At 67.8% G+C, this 19039-nt stretch carries 22 protein-coding genes; 7 read left to right on the top strand and 15 right to left on the bottom strand.

What is annotated here, in order from left to right:
* Positions 1–23: 23 nt before the first annotated feature.
* Positions 24–995 (bottom strand): Ppx/GppA family phosphatase, encoded by a 972-nt coding sequence (locus ACZYZF_RS08460; protein WP_463742627.1) that lies wholly within the window; start codon positions 993–995, stop codon positions 24–26.
* 149 nt (positions 996–1144) lie between these two features.
* On the opposite strand from ACZYZF_RS08460, the gene ACZYZF_RS08455 reads away from it, so the two are divergent.
* Positions 1145–1921 carry a DUF3109 family protein gene (locus ACZYZF_RS08455; protein ID WP_463742628.1) on the top strand — a complete coding sequence of 259 codons (777 nt, stop codon included), beginning with the start codon at positions 1145–1147 and terminating at the stop codon, positions 1919–1921.
* An 8-nt stretch (positions 1922–1929) separates the two neighbouring features.
* Here the strand turns inward: ACZYZF_RS08455 and regX are convergent, their stop codons facing one another.
* The 6 genes from regX to ACZYZF_RS08425 form a co-directional block, all read right to left on the bottom strand.
* A complete protein-coding gene (regX, locus tag ACZYZF_RS08450; RefSeq protein WP_463742629.1) occupies positions 1930–2616 on the bottom strand; it encodes a two-component sensory transduction protein RegX in 687 nt (228 codons plus the stop codon).
* Positions 2617–2624: 8 nt separating this feature from the next.
* Positions 2625–3812, bottom strand: a complete 1188-nt coding sequence (locus tag ACZYZF_RS08445) for a sensor histidine kinase (protein ID WP_463835272.1) — start codon at positions 3810–3812, stop codon at positions 2625–2627.
* A gap of 143 nt (positions 3813–3955) precedes the next feature.
* On the bottom strand, positions 3956–4699 hold the full coding sequence (locus ACZYZF_RS08440) for a phosphoglyceromutase (RefSeq protein ID WP_463742631.1): 744 nt from the start codon (positions 4697–4699) through the stop codon (positions 3956–3958).
* Positions 4700–4811: 112 nt separating this feature from the next.
* A complete protein-coding gene (locus ACZYZF_RS08435; RefSeq protein WP_463742632.1) occupies positions 4812–5306 on the bottom strand; it encodes a type III secretion system chaperone family protein in 495 nt (164 codons plus the stop codon).
* Positions 5303–6607, bottom strand: a complete 1305-nt coding sequence (gene mshA / locus ACZYZF_RS08430; protein ID WP_463742633.1) for a D-inositol-3-phosphate glycosyltransferase — start codon at positions 6605–6607, stop codon at positions 5303–5305. Before mshA ends, ACZYZF_RS08435 begins: the two co-directional genes overlap by 4 nt.
* 10 nt (positions 6608–6617) lie before the next feature.
* Entirely contained in the window at positions 6618–7961 is a 1344-nt protein-coding gene (locus ACZYZF_RS08425) for an ROK family protein (protein ID WP_463835271.1), read from the bottom strand.
* Between the two features lie 190 nt (positions 7962–8151).
* On the opposite strand from ACZYZF_RS08425, the gene ACZYZF_RS08420 reads away from it, so the two are divergent.
* Complete coding sequence (locus tag ACZYZF_RS08420; RefSeq protein ID WP_463835269.1) at positions 8152–8901, top strand: SDR family NAD(P)-dependent oxidoreductase; 750 nt, start codon at positions 8152–8154, stop codon at positions 8899–8901.
* A gap of 99 nt (positions 8902–9000) precedes the next feature.
* On the opposite strand, the gene ACZYZF_RS08415 is transcribed toward ACZYZF_RS08420, so the two are convergent.
* Together ACZYZF_RS08415 and ACZYZF_RS08410 are read right to left on the bottom strand one after the other, a co-directional pair.
* Complete coding sequence (locus ACZYZF_RS08415; protein ID WP_463742635.1) at positions 9001–10329, bottom strand: L,D-transpeptidase; 1329 nt, start codon at positions 10327–10329, stop codon at positions 9001–9003.
* Positions 10330–10335: 6 nt separating this feature from the next.
* A complete protein-coding gene (locus tag ACZYZF_RS08410; RefSeq protein ID WP_463835267.1) occupies positions 10336–11466 on the bottom strand; it encodes a UDP-N-acetylmuramate dehydrogenase in 1131 nt (376 codons plus the stop codon).
* Positions 11467–11492: 26 nt separating this feature from the next.
* Between ACZYZF_RS08410 and ACZYZF_RS08405 the strand changes: the two genes are divergently transcribed.
* Genes ACZYZF_RS08405 through ACZYZF_RS08385 form a run of 5 tightly spaced genes read left to right on the top strand, consistent with a single transcriptional unit; the run spans position 11493 to position 15021 of the window.
* A complete protein-coding gene (locus ACZYZF_RS08405) occupies positions 11493–11999 on the top strand; it encodes a DUF2505 domain-containing protein (protein WP_463742637.1) in 507 nt (168 codons plus the stop codon).
* Positions 12000–12022: 23 nt separating this feature from the next.
* Complete coding sequence (locus ACZYZF_RS08400; RefSeq protein ID WP_463742638.1) at positions 12023–12535, top strand: DUF2505 domain-containing protein; 513 nt, start codon at positions 12023–12025, stop codon at positions 12533–12535.
* On the top strand, positions 12510–13316 hold the full coding sequence (locus tag ACZYZF_RS08395) for a methyltransferase domain-containing protein (RefSeq protein WP_463835846.1): 807 nt from the start codon (positions 12510–12512) through the stop codon (positions 13314–13316). The genes ACZYZF_RS08400 and ACZYZF_RS08395 overlap by 26 nt, the downstream gene beginning before the upstream one ends.
* Positions 13317–13321: 5 nt before the next feature.
* Positions 13322–14137 carry a carbon-nitrogen hydrolase family protein gene (locus tag ACZYZF_RS08390; protein ID WP_463835265.1) on the top strand — a complete coding sequence of 272 codons (816 nt, stop codon included), beginning with the start codon at positions 13322–13324 and terminating at the stop codon, positions 14135–14137.
* On the top strand, positions 14134–15021 hold the full coding sequence (locus ACZYZF_RS08385) for an LmeA family phospholipid-binding protein (protein WP_463835264.1): 888 nt from the start codon (positions 14134–14136) through the stop codon (positions 15019–15021). Before ACZYZF_RS08390 ends, ACZYZF_RS08385 begins: the two co-directional genes overlap by 4 nt.
* Here ACZYZF_RS08385 and deoC read toward each other — a convergent pair.
* From deoC to ACZYZF_RS08355, 6 genes are all read right to left on the bottom strand, one after another.
* Positions 15018–15701, bottom strand: a complete 684-nt coding sequence (gene deoC / locus ACZYZF_RS08380; RefSeq protein WP_463835263.1) for a deoxyribose-phosphate aldolase — start codon at positions 15699–15701, stop codon at positions 15018–15020. The genes ACZYZF_RS08385 and deoC overlap by 4 nt on opposite strands.
* Positions 15701–16129 carry a DUF2599 domain-containing protein gene (locus tag ACZYZF_RS08375; protein ID WP_463835262.1) on the bottom strand — a complete coding sequence of 143 codons (429 nt, stop codon included), beginning with the start codon at positions 16127–16129 and terminating at the stop codon, positions 15701–15703. The genes deoC and ACZYZF_RS08375 overlap by 1 nt, the downstream gene beginning before the upstream one ends.
* Positions 16130–16133: 4 nt before the next feature.
* A complete protein-coding gene (locus ACZYZF_RS08370) occupies positions 16134–16415 on the bottom strand; it encodes a DUF2516 family protein (protein WP_463742643.1) in 282 nt (93 codons plus the stop codon).
* 70 nt (positions 16416–16485) lie between these two features.
* Positions 16486–17118 (bottom strand): heparin-binding hemagglutinin, encoded by a 633-nt coding sequence (locus tag ACZYZF_RS08365; RefSeq protein ID WP_463742644.1) that lies wholly within the window; start codon positions 17116–17118, stop codon positions 16486–16488.
* A 40-nt stretch (positions 17119–17158) separates the two neighbouring features.
* Complete coding sequence (locus ACZYZF_RS08360) at positions 17159–17584, bottom strand: helix-turn-helix domain-containing protein (RefSeq protein ID WP_463835260.1); 426 nt, start codon at positions 17582–17584, stop codon at positions 17159–17161.
* A gap of 89 nt (positions 17585–17673) precedes the next feature.
* Positions 17674–19017 carry a DUF445 domain-containing protein gene (locus ACZYZF_RS08355; RefSeq protein WP_463742646.1) on the bottom strand — a complete coding sequence of 448 codons (1344 nt, stop codon included), beginning with the start codon at positions 19015–19017 and terminating at the stop codon, positions 17674–17676.
* Positions 19018–19039: the final 22 nt, after the last annotated feature.

Genomic DNA, 19039 nt, shown 5'->3' with positions numbered 1-19039 from the left:
TTGCCTTTGGGGCTAGCTTTTCCTTAACGTCCGGCGTCCCGCGCGTACGTCTCTACCAAGGCTGTGCCGTCGGCCTCGCTGTCGAGTTTCCGCAGAATCAATCCCTCTCGCAACGCCCAGGGGCAAATGTCGACGGAATCGATCTCCAGTGCTCGCATACTAGCCTCAGCTACCAAAGCACCGGCCACGATCTGTGGTGCCCTCTCGGCACTCACCCCTTCCAGTTCGGCACGGTCAGCCGCTGTCATCCTAGAGATGAAAGCTATGAGCTGTCTTAATCCGGCAGCGGTGAGGGTCCGCTTGACCCGTGGGCCTGCGCCCGACGGGGCCGCCCCGGTGAGTCGGGCCAGCGATCGGAAGGTCTTGGACGTGGCCACCGCGAGGTCCGGGTTCCCAGCCCGGCGCATGGTCGTACCGGCATCGGCGAGCTCGGTGGCCAGCCAGTCCCGCAGCATCGCGACCCGGCGCCGCCCAGGCGGGTCTTCGGCCAACCACTCCCTGGTCAGCCGGCCGGCGCCCAGGGGCAGCGACATTGCCACCTCGGGCTCCTCGTCGACCCCGGAAGACAGTTCCAGCGAGCCCCCGCCGATGTCGATGTTGATGATGCGGCCCGCGCTCCAGCCGTACCAGCGGCGCACCGCCAGGAACGTCAGGCGGGATTCGTCGACGCCGCTCAGCACGCCCAGGGAAACCCCGGTCTCAGCCCGAACCCTGGCCAGGACCTCCTCGGAGTTGGTGGCGTCGCGCACCGCCGAGGTGGCAAACGCCATCAATTCGGAACAACCCGAGCTGGTGGCGATTTTGGCGAACTCGTCCACCGTGGCCACCAGGCTGTCGGCGCCCTTGCGGGTCAGTTTGCCGGAGCTGTCGATCGCCTCGGCGAGTCGCAGCGCCGCCTTGGTGGAGCTCATCGGGGTCGGGTGTCCCCCACGGCGCGCATCCACCACGAGGAGATGAACCGTGTTACTCCCGACATCGAGCACGCCTAGCCGCACTGGACCAACCTAACCGCAGGCGACCAGCGCTCCGTGGCCGGACCTCCCCGAATCCGCGAGATGCGCCCGCCCGGGCTGTCTGACTTCCCACCGCCGGTAGTGCCGCGGTTGGGAAATGCGTTCCGCCGTATGCGAGTACCGTTTGCGCCGTGACAGATTTGCATCCCGGCGAAGTCGAACTCGACTTTGCCCGCGAATGGGTGGAGTTCTATGACCCGGAGGACGCGACCCACCTGATCGCGGCCGACATGACGTGGTTGTTGTCCCGCTGGACGTGTGTCTTCGGCACACCGGCCTGCAAGGGCACCGTCGAGGGCCGCCCGGACGACGGCTGCTGCTCGCATGGCGCGTTCCTCTCTGATGACGACGATCGGGCCCGGCTCGACGACGCGGTCAAACAGCTGACCGACGACGACTGGGAGTTCCGGGAGAAGGGCCTGGGCCGCAAGGGCTACCTGGAAGACGACGAGTACGACGGCAAGCCCAATCTGCGCACCCGAAAGTACAAGGGGGCGTGCATCTTCCTGAACCGGCCAGGTTTCCCCGGCGGCATCGGATGTGCGCTGCACAGCAAGGCCCTCAAGCTCGGTGTCGAGCCGCTGACCATGAAGCCCGACGTGTGCTGGCAGTTGCCGATCCGGCGCAGCCAGGAATGGATCACCCGGCCCGACGACACGCAGATCCTGCGAACGGTCATCACCGAATACGACCGGCGCGGCTGGGGCGAGGGCGGTGCCGACCTGCACTGGTACTGCACCGGTGATCCCGCCGCCCATGTCGGCGCCCGCCCGGTGTTCGAGTCCTACGGCCCCGAGCTCACCGCGGTGCTCGGCGAGAAGGCCTACGCCGAGTTGGCCGCGATGTGCCGGCGGCGCAGCGCCCTGGGTTTGGTCGCCGTGCATCCGGCCACCCGCGCCGCCGAGTAGCGCGGGGTTCAGCCCTCCAGCTTGTACCCGAGGCCACGCACGGTGACCAGGTGCACCGGGTTGGCCGGGTCGGACTCGATCTTGGAACGCAGCCGTTTGACATGCACGTCAAGGGTTTTGGTGTCACCCACATAGTCGGCGCCCCACACCCGGTCGATGAGCTGGCCACGGGTGAGCACCCGGCCACTGTTGCGCATCAGGTACTCGAGCAGGTCGAACTCCTTGAGCGGCAAGGTGATCTGTTCCCCGTTGACACTGACGACATGCCGCTCGACGTCCATTCGGACCGGGCCGGCCTCCAGCACGCCGTCACCGATCGCGCCGTCATCGGTGTCGGAGCCGCGGCGCAGCACCGCCCGGATCCGCGCGATCAGCTCGCGGGCCGAATACGGCTTGGTGACATAGTCATCGGCACCCAACTCGAGGCCGACAACCTTGTCGATCTCACTGTCACGCGCGGTGACCATGATCACCGGCACGCTGGATCGGGCACGCAGTTGCTTACAGACGTCGGTACCGCTCATCCCCGGCAGCATCAGGTCCAGCAGGACGATATCGGCGCCGGAGCGCTCGAACTCGGCCAGTGCGGAGGGACCATCGGCCACGACGGTGGCCTCGAAGCCTTCCTTGCGGAGCAGGAATGCCAGGGGATCGGCCAGCGACTCCTCGTCTTCAACGATCAACACGCTGGTCATTGGTCTCGCTAGTCCTCTCGGTCGTCTGAGTCGCCTGTGGACTCATCGGTTTCGGGATAGGCCGGAATCGACAGGGTGAATGTCGACCCGGTGCCCGGCTGACTCCACAGCCGGATGGTTCCGTTGTGGTTGGCGGCCACATGTTTGACGATCGCCAGGCCCAGCCCGGTGCCGCCGGTGGCGCGCGACCGGGCCTTGTCGACCCGGAAGAACCGCTCGAAGACCCGCTCCTGATCGGCCTTGGCGATTCCGATACCGCGGTCGGTGACCGCGATCTCGACACTGCCGCCCCGCCGGCGCCGGCTGACGGATATGCCGGATCCGTTGGGCGAGTACGCAATTGCATTGGACACCAGATTGGCGATGGCGGTCACGAGCAAAGTCTGGTCACCCAGCACCCGGAAGCCGGTCGGGGCGTCGGTGGTGATCGAGATGTCGGCCTTGTCGGCGGCCACCTTGTGCCGCGACAGCGCCTCGGACACCACGGTGTCGACGTCGACGGCCCCCAGATCGGGCAACCGCTCGGCACCCTGCAGCCGGGACAGTTCGATCAGCTCGCCGACCATGTCGGCCAGCCGCAGCGATTCGGCCACCATCTTGTCGGAGAAGCGACGCACCATGTCCGGGTCGTCGGCGGAGGCCTGCAGCGCCTCGGCGAGCACCCGCATGGCGCCCACCGGAGTTTTGAGCTCATGACTGACGTTGGCGACAAAGTCGCGCCGAGTGGCTTCCATCCGGGCGTGCTCGGACTGGTCGTCGGCGTAGACGACGGCGAAACGGCCGTCTTCGGCGGACAGCGGCCGCACCCAGCCGCGCACCGATATCCCCGAGCGTCCGGGGTGCGGCAACTTGCGTGGCGACAGATCGACGTCGATGGGCTGGCCGGTGACGAACACCTGCTCGGCTGCGCGCCAGGCTCGGTCGTCGAGCAGACGGTCACGCACCACGCCCAGCTCGGTGGCGCGGTCGTTGGCGTAGACGACGTCGTTGAACGAGTCGACCACGACGATGCCGTTGGGCGCTGCGGACACGATGTGCTGCAGCATCTGCGACACCGTCAGGCCGGCCTCATCAGCCTCGCGCTGCTGCCGCTTGGCCACGATTCGAGGGGCGACCACGGCGGCCACCCCCGCACCGACGATCAGCGCGAGCAACGACACGACCACCGTCAGCAGTAACGCCGACACCAAGCTCACGCGAAAATCGTACGCACACGGTGAACGTCATCGGTGCAACGTGCGGCCAAAACGGGACAAGTCACACCGACAAATACAGGAGTTCGGCTCTCGTTAACCCTCGGTAACCTGCTGTTTGCCCGTAAGCCCGAGTGTCCAGCGAACTATTTCTTGGCGCCTTGCGCGGCGACGGCGGCGGCCCCGGCAGCGGCGGCCTCGGGGTCGAGGTATTCACCACCCGCCACCAGCGGCTTGAGGTTCTCGTCGAGGTCATAGCGCAGCGGGATGCCGGTCGGGATGTTCAGGCCGACGACCTCCTCGTCGGACATCCCGTCGAGGTACTTGACCAGCGCACGCAGCGAGTTTCCGTGGGCGGCGATCAGGACGGTCTTGCCGGATTTGATGTCCGGCACGATGGCCTGCTCGAAGTACGGCACGAACCGCGCCACCACGTCGGCCAGGCATTCGGTCAGCGGGCCGCCGCCGATGTCGGCGTAGCGCGGGTCGGCGTCCTGACTGAACTCGCTGCCCTTCTCGATCGCCGGGGGCGGGGTGTCGTAGCTGCGCCGCCACGCCATGAACTGCTCTTCGCCGTACTTCTCCTTGGTCGCGGCCTTGTCCAGGCCCTGCAGCGCACCGTAGTGCCGCTCGTTGAGTCGCCAGTCGCGATGCACCGGGATCCAGTGCCGGTCGGCGGCGTCCAGCGCCAGGTTGGCGGTGGTGATCGCGCGGCGCAGCAGCGACGTGTAGACCACGTCGGGCAGTACGTCGTTCTCGACCAGCAGCTTGCCGCCGCGGACCGCCTCGGTGCGGCCCTTGTCGGTGAGGTCGACGTCGACCCATCCGGTGAACAGGTTCTTCTGGTTCCAGTCGCTCTCACCGTGGCGGAGCAGGATCAGCGTCGGCATGCGAGTGATCTTCTCACGAGCGCCGTCACCGCGGCCGAGCGTGGGTGCTGTGCACGTACCCGGGCGAATCCGTCTGCACGAGGCCCACGCTCACACCTGAACCTCAGCACAATCAGTCGTCGATCAGGTGCTCGAACGCCTCCAAGTTCTTCAGCGATTCGCCCCGCGAGACCCGCCACTCCCACTCTTTCTGGATCGACGAGCGGAAACCGAGTTCCAGCAAGGTGTTGAAGTCGGAGTCGACGGCTTCGAGCACCTGCCCGAGCACCCGGTCGATCTCGTCGGCGGTGACCGCTTCCAGCGCCATCCGGCCGACGAGGTAGATGTCGCCGACGTTGTCGAGGGTGTAGGCGACGCCGTAGAGCCTGCGGTTGCGTTTGAGCAGGAACCGGTAGACGCCTTCGAAGTTTTCGTCGGGCTTGCGGCAGACGAACGCCTCGACCCGCACCGAGTGCTCGCCGATGCTCAGGATGGTGTTGGTCTTGAGCTTCCGTTCCCCCGGGAGCTCCACCACGATGCCGGGCAGCCCGCCGCGGGCGCCCTCGTGCCGGTGGTAGACCAGCTCGTGCTCCTCGAGGGTGTCGACGATCAGCTGTTCGACACTCACGCCCGCACCCCGCGTCGCAGCGCGAACCGGCGTCCCGTACGGCGCGCGGACGGCCTGCGGTGCCGGGACCGGTAATCGCTCATCGCATGGGCGTAGCTGTTGAGCAGCGCATCGACGGTGTGCGCCCAGGAGAACTGCGCGGCGTGGGCCGCGGCGGCCAGGCGCAACGGACCCGGGTCGCGCTGCAGTACGTCATCGATCGCAGCCGCCCAGTCGTCGACGTCGTGCCCGTCGACCAGGGCTCCGCTGACACCGTCGGCCACCGCGACCGGCAAACCGCCGACCGCGGCCGCCACCACCGGTGTCCCGCACGCCTGGGCCTCGATCGCGACCAGGCCGAATGATTCGGAGTAGCTGGGCACCGCGACCAGATCGGCGGCGCGGTACACGTTGACCAACTGTTCGCGGGACTGCGGGGGCAGGAACGTCACCCGGTCGGTGATACCCAGATCGTCGGCAAGTCGAACCAAGGTGTCGGGCTCGGCCAGGCCACTGCCCGACGGCCCACCGGCGACGAGCACCCGGAGCCCGGGCAGTTTGGCGGCGGCACGCAACAGCACGTCGGGTGCCTTGAGCGGCTGGATCCGGCCCACGAACGCGACCACCTGCTCGTGCGGTGCAATGCCGAGCACTGCGCGTGCCGCGTCGCGATCACCCGGGGTGAAGGCATCCAGATCCACTCCCGGATGCACCACATCGATACGCCCCGGATCGGCGTGGTGAAGCGAAACCAATTGCTGCGCTTCATGTTCGGTGTTCACGATGAGGCGATCGGCCTCGTCGACCACCTGCTGCTCCCCCACCGCGCGCAGCGGTGGCTCAGGCGAATCACCGGCGGCCAGTGCGGCGTTCTTCACCGCGGCCAGGGTGTGCGCGGTGTGCACGAGCGGCACCGCCCAGCGGTCCCGGGCCAGCCAGCCGACCTGTCCGGACAGCCAGTAATGCGAGTGGACGACGTCGTAATAGCCGGGCTCGTGGGTTGCCTCGGCACGCAACACCCCCGCGGTGAACGCGCACAGCTGAGTCGGCAGGTCGTACTTGTCCAGGCCCTCGAACGGACCGGCCACCACGTTGCGCACCAACACCCCGGGCGCCACCGGCACCACCGGGGCATCCGACGACGAGGTGGCCCTGGTGAAAACCTCCACCTCGACGCCGCGCCGGGCCAGCTGCAACGCGGTCTGCAGCACGTAGACATTCATCCCGCCGGCGTCACCGGTACCCGGCTGCGCCAGCGGCGAGGTGTGTACGGATATCACCGCAACGCGGCGGGGAATCTCGAGGTCTGTGGCTAGACGCACAAAGACATGTCTACACCGCCGCCGATCGGCGGGTTTGAGCGCGCCGCATGGCGCCGATCGGATCCGCATAAAGGCCGCCTAGCGAAACAATGCCGGCACTGGCCTCCTGAACCCGGTTGCCGAAGGCCGTCAGCCGGATATCACGGGGGCCCAGCACCGAGCGGCGCGTGACAGCGTCCTCCACGACGGGCAGGCCTTCGGGGTATTCGGTGAAGGCCTGGCCACCGAGCACCAGATCGTCAGGGTTGAGCAGATCGCGCAGCAACGCCACGGCCTCGCCGAGCACCCGGGCCCGGTCCGCCAGCAGCTCGCGGGCCTTCTCCCCGGATTCCGAACCGCCCTGCCGGGCTACGCGCAGCACCGTCGACAGCGTCGAGGACGGGCCGTCGGCCGGGACGATCCGCAGCTTGCGGGCCGCGTTGAGCACCGCTTCGTCACTCACGGTGGATTCCAGTTGCCCTGAGCCGCCGAGCAATTCGGATTGCGCGGGCAGGCCCGCGATCGTGCCGGGCCCGCTGGCCGGCGAGTGCACGCGTCCGTCGATCGACAGCGCGTAGCCGACGGTCTCGCGGGCGTAGACGTAGAGGCTGGTCCGTGCCGGAGCGCCGGCGGCCTCCGGGGAGGAACGCCGTCCCCCCAGCAGCAGTTCGGCACCGGCCATCGCGTCCACGTGCGAGGCGACCGACACCGGCAACGCCAGCGCTTCGGCGAGCACCGGGCCCACCGGGGCATCGACCCAGCCCAGCCGCGGATGATCGAGATATCCGGTGGCACTGTCGACGACGCCACCGGCGGCCACCCCGACCCACAGTGGACGACGACGGTGCCAGCGGCTCAGGTACCGGCGGGCGCTGGAGGCCAACGTGGCCAACGCCGCGGACTGGGATCCCGACGGGGTTGGCGTCTCGACCACGTCGAGAGTGCGACCGAACAGGTCGGTGGCGACGATGCTGGTGGTGCGCGCACCGATGTGGATGCCGAGCGTCAGGTAAGGCTCGTGGTTGACCTCGACGGGCACGCGGGGCCGTCCGATGGCCCCGGAAACCGCGAGATCGGCGCGCTCACGCAGGATTCCGGCTTCCAGAAGTGCAGTGACCTGACGGTTGACGGTCGCGATGCTCAACTGCGTGAGCTGTGCGATGGCATCCCTGGCGATGGGCCCGCGGGTGCGGATGGCACTGAAGACCGATGCCGCGGCGGCGTCGGGCACCTTCAGCGACGGGGCGACGATGTGCAGCAGCCGCGACTGCGGGTAGCGCGAGGCCGCCGACAGCGACCGGGCACCCGACGAAGCAGAGGAAGCCGAGGAGTTACTGGAGCGCTTCCGAAGGGGAGCGGCGATGGCGGTGGTCACGTGAATGGTCCTTACTGGTTGTCGGCTGGTGGGGAGAGACCACACCTGGCGACTCAGCAGGACGGGAAAACGGTGTCCGGGTTCAGTCAGGCGCGGCGGGGTGCGCAACAACAACACGCACGCCGCGCGAAGCGGGACTGGAGACTTCCGGACACACGACGAACTTAGCACGCCATCTAATGTTGGGCAGATGACGACACCACAGTCAGACAAGCGAGTGGCAGTGGTTACCGGCGCCAGCGCCGGAATCGGTGCCGCGACGGCCAGATCCCTTGCCGCCCTAGGTTTTCACGTTATCTGTGCGGCCCGTCGAGCTGATCGGGTCCAGGCGCTGGCCGAGGAGATCGGCGGCACCGCGATTGTGGCGGACGTCACTGACCAGGACGCCGTCGACGCCCTGGCGGCGCAGCTGAACCGGGTGGATGTGCTGGTGAACAACGCCGGCGGGGCCCGCGGGCTGGAATCCGTCCTGGACGCTGACCTGGAGCATTGGCAGTGGATGTGGGAAACCAACGTGCTGGGCACACTGCGGGTCTCCCGGGCGCTGCTACCCAAGCTCATCGCCTCCGGCGACGGGCTGATCGTCACCGTCACCTCGATCGCGGCATTCGAGACCTATGACGGCGGCTCGGGATATTCGGCGGCCAAACACGCCCAGGGCGCCCTGCACCGCACGCTGCGCGGCGAGCTTCTCGGAAAACCGGTGCGGCTCACCGAGATTGCACCAGGTGCGGTGGAGACCGAGTTCTCGCTGGTGCGCTTCGACGGAGACCAGCAGCGGGCCGACAACGTGTACCGCGGCATCACCCCGATGGTGGCCGAGGATGTCGCCGAGGTGATCGGGTTCGTCGCGTCGCGACCCTCACACGTCAATCTCGACCAGATCGTGATCCGTCCGCGTGATCAGGCGCCGCACGGAAGGTTCAATCGCCGGGTGTGATGCACCGAAGGTTCCTCGTCGTCGGCTGCTCGACGATTTCGACATCACGGCTGCGCTTCTTCGCGGGTTAGCGACCCTCAAGTCGAAAACGGCGAACGGCTAACCGCCCGGCGTGGGCTTCGGCGGGGTCGTGGTCGTGGGCGTGCCGGACAGTGTCGGAGCGTCCGTCGGCGTCGCCGGGGCCGATGCAGGCAGATTCGTGGGCGAATCCTGCGTGGACAGCGCCGACATGGACTTCCACTCGTTCCAGTCCACCGCCCAGTCCCAGATATCGCCGTCGGCGTAGGACAGCTCGATCCGGGTACCGGTCACCTCGACCGGATCCCCGTACATCGCGCTGTTGAAGTACTGCTGGGAGTTCTCCAGGTTCAGGTTGATGCAGCCGTTGGTCACGTTGGTGTTGCCCTGCGAACCGATGCTGTTCGGGTTGCAGTGGATGAACTCGCCGTTGTTGGAGATCCGCACCGCGAAACGTTCGTGCACATTGCTGTACCCGGCGGCGGGGTTGGTCATCCAGAAGTCCTCGTACTTCTCGGTGACCACGTGGATGCCGCTGCGCGTGACGTTGCGGTCCAGGTCGCCCTCCCCGTAGCTGCAGGCGAAGTCCATGATCACCGCGCCGGATCCGTCGAGCACCTGGATGCGGTGGCTGGAGGCCTCGGCCTTGACCACCTGGCGGCGTCCGATCTCGAAGTCGAGCGTCGAGTCGGCCGCACCGTAGGCACCGTCACCGAAGCTGACGCCGTACAGCGGCGCCTTGACGCTCACCTTGGTTCCGGTCGGGTAGTACTCCCGGGTGCGCCAGTGCACGCGCGAGCCCCCGGCCTCGTCGGGCAGCCATGCCCAACTGCCCTCTACGGACGGCGTGGTGGTCACCTGAAGCGCTTTTTCGACGGTCGCCCGGTACTTGTCGTCGATCGCGGCGTCGAACTGCAGGATGATCGGCGCGGCCACGCCGACAACCTGGCCGTCGGCAAGCTGGAACTGACCGTTGACCTGTTTCTGCGGGGCGACGGTGGAGAACTTGCCCTGTACGGACTCGGCCTTGCCGTCCTGCCCCACCACGGATCCCGCCCACGTGTAGGTGGATTCGTAGCCAAGCGGTTCGGTGGCAGTGAACGCCGTGCGGTCACTGTTGAATTTGCCGGCGACGACCTTGCCGTTGGCATTGGTCAGGCTGACGCGCTGGAACACACCGTTCTCGACCTTCACTCCGACCGGCGCCGTCGGCAGCACGTCCTCGGAGTCGGCGGCAGGCTCGTAGGTCACCGTCGGCGCCGCGGTCCGCTCGGCCTCAGGGGCGGAGACGGACGATTCTCGCGAGCAGGCAGCCAACAGTCCGGCACCCACTCCGACGGTCAACACCGTCAGGGCACGCCGCCGATTGAACAACGGCGCATCCGCCTCTATATCACCGCCAGGGCTCACGTGGACCTAGGGTACTGATAGATCGCACCCAATCAGAATCGGTTCGGGGTGCAGCATGATCCCGAAGCGGTCCAAAACACCCGCCTGCACCGCTCTGGCCAGGGCAATCACATCGGCAGTGTTCGCCTCGCCACGATTGGTCAGAGCCAGGGCATGCTTGGTGGAAAGCCGCGCGGGAGCACCGTCACCGGGGTACCCCTTGCCGAACCCGGCGTGTTCGACGAGCCAGCCCGCCGCGAGCTTGACGCCGTCGGGCGCGGGGTAATGAGGCACCTGTCCGGCCGCCGCTTCCGGGTCAGCCCCGCCCGCCCGGACCGCCCGGCCCGCCCGGAACATGGCCTCGACCCGCTCGAACTCGGCCGGCGACACCACGGGGTTGGTGAAGAACGACCCGACGCTCCACGTGTCATGGTCTTGCGCGTCGAGCACCATCCCTTTGCCGGCACGCAACTGCAGCACGGCCTGGCGAACACGCATCGGGTCGGCCCGCTCCCCCGGTTCGACACCGAGCGCGGTGGCCAGTTCGCGGTAACGCAGCGGTGCACTTCGCCGGTCCGGGGCCCCATCCGCATTCAAGGCAAACTCGACTTCGAGCACGATGACGGCGTCGGAGCGTTTGAGGATGCTGGTGCGGTAGCCGAACTTGAGCTCTTCCGGTGCGGCCCAACGGACTTCACCCGTGCGCCGGTCGAGGAGCCGGACCCGGCTGATGGTGTCGGCGACCTCGGCCCCGTACGCACCCACGTTCTGCACCGGGGTGGCCCCGGCCGATCCCGGTATCCCGGACAGACATTCGAGCCCGCCCAGCCCGTGCTGCAGCGAGGCGACGACGACGTCGTCGAACACGGCGCCGGCCTCGGCGCGCACCAGGTCGCCCTCGACCGTGATCGCGGTGTTGGCCACGCGCACCACGGTGAGGTCCGGCATCGTGTCGGAGAGGTCGTCGGCCAGCACCACGTTGGATCCGCCGGCGAGCACCAGGATGGGGTCGGATACCGCCCGCAGGACATCGATGAGCTGATCGGTGCTGGTGCAGGTGAGCACCCTGCGCGCCACCGGACCGACCCGCAGCGTGGTCAGCGGGGCCAGCGCAACCGACTCGGCGATCGCGACACCGGCAACATACGAACTGACCACGGGCCGTAACGGTAGCCTGACCAGCTATGCCGCGATCATTCGACATGGCCACCGACTACGAAGCCGGCGTCGAACAGGTCCACCGGGCATTCGCCGACGAACGGTATTGGCTGGCACGGCTTGCCGATTCGGGGGCCGACCAAACCGCGCTCGACGCCCTGACCGTGACCGACGACGGCGATATCGAGGCGGCCACCACGCAGATCCTGCGCGCAGGCCGGCTGCCCGGGCTGGTGTCGCAGTTTCACCGCGGCGATCTACACATCCGGCGCGAGGAGCATTGGGAGCCGATCCGAGACGGCGTATCTCACGGCACGGTGCAGGGCTCCGTCACCGGGGCGCCGGTGTCCCTGTCCGGAACCGCGACGCTCGCCACGACCGGCGGCGGGTCCCGGCTGTCGGTGCACATCACGGTCGAGGTGAGAGTGCCGCTCGTCGGCGGCAAGATCGAGAGTTTCATCGGCGCGCAGCTGGTCGACCTGTTGACCGCCGAGCAACGGTTCACGTCGGTGTGGATCACCGATCGCGGCTGACCCCGCCGGTACCTTCGGTAGCCATGAGCCGCTCCCGGCAGTCGACGATGTCGTTCGACGCACCCGCCGAAACGATCTACGCCGTGTACGCAACCGGCGCGTACTGGCAGGCCCTGATGGACCGGTACGACGACCTGACACCCGGAAAATCCGACATCACGGCCTTCAGCTCCGACGAGGGCGGGATCGCGGTCGAGTTCCGGCAGGTTCTGCCGCGCGCGGAGTTACCCGCGATCCTGCGGTCGGTGATTCCGCTCGACCTCGCCATCACCCGTAAGCAGTATTTCGGCCCCTTCGATCCGAACGGCGCGAACGGCCACTACACCGCGTCGGTTTCACACGCACCGGGCCGGCTCGATGGCCGTTATGTTCTCACCGGGGTCTCCGCGGGCAGCCGACTGCAGGCCGAAAGCACGTGCAAGGTGCCGATGCCCCTGGTCGGGGGCAAGCTCGAAGACCTGGTCCTGCAGTCCGTAAACGACGTGTTCACCATCGAGGGGGCGTTCACCGCTGAATGGATCGCCGAGCACGTCTAGGCCCGTCGGGGCGGTCACCCGCGGCACCACCGGGTACAACCGGCTGCGCCGCAGCGACCGTTGGCTGGTGCACTCGCCGCGGGTGCGCAGCGTGTTGCGGGCCGCGGCCGATCCGCTCGTGGTCGACCTCGGATACGGCGCGCTGCCGGTGACCACGCTCGAATTGGCGGCGCGGCTGCAATCGGTTCGTCCCGACGTGCGCGTCGTCGGCCTGGAGATCCACCCCGAACGCGTGGCCACCGCCCGGGCGATGGCCGGCGGCAGCGACGTGCACTTCGCCCTCGGCGGGTTCGAGTTGGCCGGGCTGCGTCCCGTGCTGGTGCGGGCGTTCAACGTGTTGCGTCAGTACCCGGTCGAGGCAGTGCCCGAAGCGTGGGCGACGATGTCGCGCCGGCTCGCTCCCGGTGGGCTGATCGTCGACGGAACGTGCGACGAGCTGGGCCGCAGATGTTGCTGGGTGCTGCTGGACGCCGACGGGCCGGTGAGCCTCACGCTGGCGTGCGACCCGTTCAGCATCGAGCGGCCGTCGGATCTGGCCGAACGGCTGCCCAAGGTGCTGATCCACCACAACGTCGAAGGACAGCCGGTCCACGCACTCCTGAGCGCCGCCGACCGGGCCTGGGCGAGTGCTGCCGGGCACGGCGTGTTCGGCCCGCGGGTGCGCTGGCGGGCCATGGTGGATCTGTTGCGCGCAGACGGTTTCCCCGTCGCCGCGGCGCGCCGCCGATTGCGTGACGGGGTGCTCACAGTCCCGTGGGCAGCCGTGGCGCCAGTAAGCTGAACCGCATGCGAATTGCCCTGGCGCAGATCGCCACCGGCACCGACCCGTCGTCGAATTTGGCCCTGGTCGATGAGTACACCCGGCGCGCCGCCGCTGACGGCGCCCGGTTGGTGCTGTTCCCCGAGGCCACGATGTGCCGGTTCGGGGTGCCACTGGGTCCCGTCGCCGAGGACCTCGACGGACCGTGGGCGACGGCGGTGCGCGAGATCGCCACACAGGCCGGGGTCGTCGTGGTGGCCGGGATGTTCGCCCCCAGCCAGGACGGGCGGGTCACCAACACCCTGATCGCGACCGGACCCGGGGTGGACGCGCACTACCACAAGATTCATCTCTACGACGCCTTCGGATTCGCCGAATCACGCACTGTCGCACCGGGTTTCGAGCCTGTGACGATCACCGTCGACGGGGTCACCGTCGGCCTGAGCACGTGCTACGACATCCGGTTCCCCGAGCTCTACGTCGAGCTGGCCCGGCGCGGCGCCCAGCTGATCACCGTGCACGCCTCGTGGGGATCCGGGCCCGGCAAGCTGGAGCAGTGGACCCTGCTGGCCCGGGCCCGGGCCCTGGACACCACCGGATTCATCGCCGCGGTGGACCAGGCCTATCCGGGTGATGAGATCGCCAAGGCCGGGCCGACGGGCGTCGGCGGCAGTCTGGTTACCTCCCCCACCGGGGAGGTTCTGGCCACGGCCGGCGGCGAGAGCGAGTTGCTGGTCTTCGACGTCGACCTCGATGCCGCCAACCAGGTCCGGCACACCATCGCGGTGCTGCAGAACCGCTCACAGTTCGCTCAGTTCGGTAAGGCACAATCGCTGGGGTGACCGATCCCTGGGCTCGCCCAACCGACCAGTCCCCGCCGGCGCCTTCGGCGGAGCAGCCACCGCAGCCGCCCCCGCCTGACCAGCCTCAGCAGCCATCCTCCGACGCTCCGGCCCCGCAGGAAACGTCGGCACTGGCGAAGGTCAAGAAGCTGCTGTCGGATCCGTTGTCGGTGGTGCTGGTCTTCGTGATCGTGGTGGCCCTGGTCGCCGCGGGTGTGCTCGGCGGCGAGCTGTATGCCCGCAGCCGGGCCGACAAGATCGTCGCCTCGATCGTGGGATGCATCGTGGATGACGGAGCCACGGCCTCATTCGACCCGCTGCCGCCATTCCTGATGCAGCACGTGACGGGGCACTACACGAACATCAACATCGAGACCGCGGGCAACCAGATCCGCGACGCCAAGGGCATGAAGGTCAAGCTGGGCATCGAGGATGTGCGCATCAAGGAGACCGCTGACGCCAGCGGCACCGTGGGCTCACTGGTCGCCGACATCACCTGGAACACCGACGGCATCCGCCAGACCGTGGCAGACATGGTCCAGTTGCCGTTCATCGGCTCGGCCATCTCCGATGTGCGGACCAATCCCTCCAACGGGACGATCGAGCTCAAGGGCATGCTCGGCACCATCACGGCCAAGCCCACGGTGGTCAACAAGGGCATCTCGCTGCAGATCGTCGACCTGAGCGCCATCGGCTTGTCCTGGCCGCGGGAGACCCTGCAGCCGATCCTGGACAAGTTCACCGCCCAGCTGACCGAGAACTACCCGATGGGGATCCACGCCGACAGCGTGCAGGTCACCGACAGCGGCGTGGTGGCGAAGTTCTCCACCACGAATGCGTCGATGCCCAAGGCCACCGAGGACCCCTGCTTCGACAAGCTCTAGGTTTCGGTGAGGCCGTCGAGCACTGCTCTGGTGCCCGACAGGCCGAGCCGGGTGGCCCCGGCGTCGAGCATCGCCACGGCCGCCTCGGCAGTGCGGATGCCGCCGCTCGCCTTGACGCCGATACCGTCGCCCACCGCGCGCGCCATCAGTTCGACGGCGCGGGCGGAGGCGCCTCCGCTGGGATGGAAGCCGGTGGAGGTTTTGACGAAGTCGGCCCCGGCGCCCACGGCGGCCCGGCAGACGTCCTGCAGCAACGCCTCGCTGGCGAACTCCAGCAGCGCCGCGGATTCGACGATGACCTTGAGCGTGGAACCGGGTACGGCAGCGCGCACCGCGGCGACCTCGGCGGCGGTGACCTCCAGGTCACCGGCCAGCGCGGCCCCGACGTCGATCACCATGTCGATCTCGGCGGCGCCCGCAGTCACGGCCAGTTGCGATTCGCGGGCCTTGATCTCGGCCAGGTGTTTGCCCGACGGGAAGCCGGACACCGCCGCCACTGCCAGGCCGGACGGGGCGACCCCGGCCGCGGCAGCCACCAGCGTCGGGGACACGCACACCGAGAACACCCCGAGGTCGGCGCCCTCGGCCACCAGTTTCGCGACGTCGGCCACGGTGGCCTCCGGCTTGAGCAGGGTGTGATCGACCAAGGCGGCTACCTGTGCACGGGTGTAACTGCCCATCAGAACGGTTCCTCGCTGCCGCCGGGATTGCACCCGCTGGCCAGCAGCACCTCGCGGGCGACCTCGGGCCGCCACGGCTCCAGATTCCAGCTGGTCTTACCGGGTTCGGCGAGTTCGGCGAACGTCCAGTGGCACAGGAACTGCTCACGCATCCCGGGGAGGTCGGCATCTGGGGACTGTGCCAGCACCTCGGTCCAGGCCTGGTCGGCCTCTGCGGCGCTGCCCGGCTGGTGGGTCAGCGCCCGGGCGGCGTCAGTGGGATAGACGCGCAGGCTGGACAGGTCGCCCCATTTGGCCCATTCGACGTGATCGACATAGACGTGGTCCATGGAGCCCGAGACAGGGTCGGCAGCAGCGGCGGGGGCCCAGGTCAGTGCCGCGCCCAGTGCGAGACATGCCGCGCCGAGCGCGGCCGGCGACGAACGCATCGAGTCAGCGTGACTTTCCCTGGATCTCGAGCAGTTTGGGCCGCACGTCGACGAGATAGACGCCGGTGGCGCAGGCGGAGATGACGGCGCCGAAGTCGCGCAGCAGCACCGCCAGCAGCAGGCCCACCCCGAGGATGGCCAGCCATACCGGCTTGGTCAGCTTGCCGGTAGCGGTATAGGCATCGGGGCGCTGCACAGCAGCGTGTACGAGGGCGTAGACACCCACGCAGAAGACGACGACGACGAGCGCAAAGACAATGACGCCCGCAAGGTTGGCGAGTTGCACCTCACCAGCCTATGCGGGCGTCATCATCAGCGTCGAGCGGCGGGCGTTGCGCCCGCCCTCAACACCGGTACTACTTCTGGGTGACCTTCTTGGCCGGAGCGGCCGTGGTCTTCTTGGCGGCCGGGGTGGCAGCCTTCTTGGCCGGAGCAGCCGGGGCCTTCTTGGCGGGAGCCTTCTTGGCGGGGGCGGCAGCAGCGGGCGCTTCCGCCTTCTTCTTCGGCAGCTCGACGCCGACCAGCTTGGCGGCACGCTCGCCGACCGCGCGGGTCTGGGTCGCCACGGTGCCCAGGGCATCCTGGGTCAGCTCGACGGCCTGGTCGGTGTAGCCCTCGACCCGGCTGGCGGCTTCTTCGATGGCCGGCTGGTTACGCAGGCGCTCGAGGGCGGCCTCGCCGCGCTCGACCAGCTTGTTGTAGGTCGCGGTGGCCTGATCGGCGTAGCCCTCGGCGGCCTTGCGCAGCTCGTCGGAGTTCAGCTTCTCGCGCAGCTCACCGAACTGGGCGGGCAGCTCTTCCTGCAGCTTGTTCAGGCGGGCACGGCTCTCCTCGACGCGGGCCTCCGCGTCGGTGCGGGCATCCTCGGCACGCTCGCGCAGGCTGGCGACGATCTCGTTGACCGTGGCCAGGGCCAGGTCGGCAGCGCCGACGGCGGCCAACAGCGGGGCCTTGAGGTCTTCGATGGTGGGCTGAGTCTTCTCGGTCATGCGAATTCCTTTCTCTCAGGTGGGCTTTTCGTGCGGATGGTTATCGGTCAGCGGGTGAGGTGTCAGTCGTCGTCTCAGATGTCTGCCCCTCACCTGCTTCGGCTTCGTTCTGCTGCCGGAACGATGTGTAGATGTCGAGCAGCACCTGCTTTTGCCGCTCGGTGATCCCCACGTCGTTGACGATGGCGTCGCGGACCTCGCTGGGCTCGCTGGGCTCCAAGATCCCGGCACGCACATAGAGGACTTCCGCGGACACCCGAAGTGCCTTCGCGATCTGGTTGAGCACGTCGGCGGACGGTTTCCGCAATCCCCGTTCGATCTGGCTCAGGTAGGGATTGCTGACGCCGGCCTTCTCGGCCAGCTGCCGAACCGATACCTGCGCCGCCTCACGCTGGGCCCGGATGAAGCTTCCGATGTCCTGCGCAGCGTTGGAGACGACAGCCGCGAGATTTTCGTCTTGCGCCATGTCATTCCCCTCGTAGGCCGTGTATCCGTTAACGACGAAATTCACGCTACGACGGGGTGCTAACTTTTGCAAGCACTAGTTAGCGCAGGTCAGAAGAGTAGTTGGGCTATCGAGTAGATGATCAGGCCCGCCAACGACCCCACCACGGTGCCGTTGATCCGGATGAACTGCAGGTCACGACCCACATGGAGCTCGATCCGGCGGCTCGCCTCGTCGGCATCCCACCGTTCGATGGTCTCGGTGATGATTGCTGTGATCTCGGTCCCATACTCGGCGACCAGGTGTTTTGCCCCCCGGACGATCCAGCTGTCGACCTTGTCGCGTAGCTCGGCATCGTCACGCAGCGACTCCCCGATACGCATCACCGAGTCAGCGATCCGGGTACGCAGCGCCGACGACGGGTCGTCCACCGACTCGAGGATGATCCGCTTCGCCGCCGCCCACGCGGTTTCGGCCGCCCGCGTCACCTCGTCGCGGCCCATGATCTGTTCCTTGACGTTCTCGGCGCGCTGGATCGTCGCCTCGTCGTTCTGCAGGTCGTCGGCGAACTCGAACAGGAACCGGGTGGCCGAGCGACGCAGCTCGTGGTCGGGATTACGGCGCACCTTGTCGGTGAAGTCCATCAGCTCCCGGTGGATCCGGTCACCGACCAGATGGTCCACCCAGCGCGGCGACCAGGTCGGCGAATCCCGCTCGATCACCCGCTCGATCACCTCACCGGAGTTCAGCGACCACTGGAACGCCCGGTCGCACAACAGCTGGATCAGCGCTTCCTGACGGCCCTCCTGCAGCAGTGTGGACAGCACCCGGCCGATCGGCGGGCCCCATTTGGGCTCGGCGATCCGCTTGACGATCATCCGGTCCAGTACGTGCTGGACGTCTTCGTCGCGCAGCATCTCGACCCCGACCCGCAGCACGGTCGACGCCTCGGCGGCCACCCGCTCGGCATGCGGACGGTCACACAGCCACTTGCCCAACCGGCCCGCCACCTGGGCATCGTGCAGTTTCGTCGCGATCACCTCGGGAGACATGAAGTTCTCCCGGACGAACATGCCCAAACCCTCGCCCAGCTGGTCCTTCTTGCGCTTGATGATGGCCGTGTGCGGGATCGGCAGACCCAGCGGATGCTTGAACAGCGCGGTCACGGCGAACCAGTCGGCAAGTGCGCCGACCATGCCCGCCTCGGCTGCCGCGCGCACATATCCGATCCATGGCGCCGCACCCAGCCCTGCCGCGCCCCGCGACTGCGCCCACGTGCACAAAAGAAAGATCACGGTTGCGCCGACCAGGAAACTCAGCGCAACCAGCTTCATTCTCCGCAAACCCCGTTGGCGTTCGGCGTCGGCAGCGCTGTCCGCACCGGCCAGCGTCTCGGCAAAACTCTGCCGCGGGCCGGCAAGCGCGCGGACTCCCGCGTCGGTTCGATGTGCCACGTTTCCATCTTGCGCTATCCCG

It is taken from the genome of Mycobacterium sp. IDUB_24 (assembly GCF_055419385.1).
Note: the sequence above shows the minus strand (reverse complement) of the source record. Positions and strands in the feature narration are given on the sequence as shown.

Coding starts and splice junctions, on each gene's coding strand:
- ACZYZF_RS08360 (WP_463835260.1), bottom strand. CDS start 17,584: ATGGCGCAAGACGAAAATCTCGCGGCTGTCGTCTCCAACGCTGCGCAG.
- regX (WP_463742629.1), bottom strand. CDS start 2,616: ATGACCAGCGTGTTGATCGTTGAAGACGAGGAGTCGCTGGCCGATCCC.
- ACZYZF_RS08390 (WP_463835265.1), top strand. CDS start 13,322: ATGCGAATTGCCCTGGCGCAGATCGCCACCGGCACCGACCCGTCGTCG.
- ACZYZF_RS08375 (WP_463835262.1), bottom strand. CDS start 16,129: ATGCGTTCGTCGCCGGCCGCGCTCGGCGCGGCATGTCTCGCACTGGGC.
- ACZYZF_RS08365 (WP_463742644.1), bottom strand. CDS start 17,118: ATGACCGAGAAGACTCAGCCCACCATCGAAGACCTCAAGGCCCCGCTG.
- deoC (WP_463835263.1), bottom strand. CDS start 15,701: ATGGGCAGTTACACCCGTGCACAGGTAGCCGCCTTGGTCGATCACACC.
- ACZYZF_RS08405 (WP_463742637.1), top strand. CDS start 11,493: ATGCCGCGATCATTCGACATGGCCACCGACTACGAAGCCGGCGTCGAA.
- ACZYZF_RS08440 (WP_463742631.1), bottom strand. CDS start 4,699: ATGCCGACGCTGATCCTGCTCCGCCACGGTGAGAGCGACTGGAACCAG.
- ACZYZF_RS08400 (WP_463742638.1), top strand. CDS start 12,023: ATGAGCCGCTCCCGGCAGTCGACGATGTCGTTCGACGCACCCGCCGAA.
- ACZYZF_RS08420 (WP_463835269.1), top strand. CDS start 8,152: ATGACGACACCACAGTCAGACAAGCGAGTGGCAGTGGTTACCGGCGCC.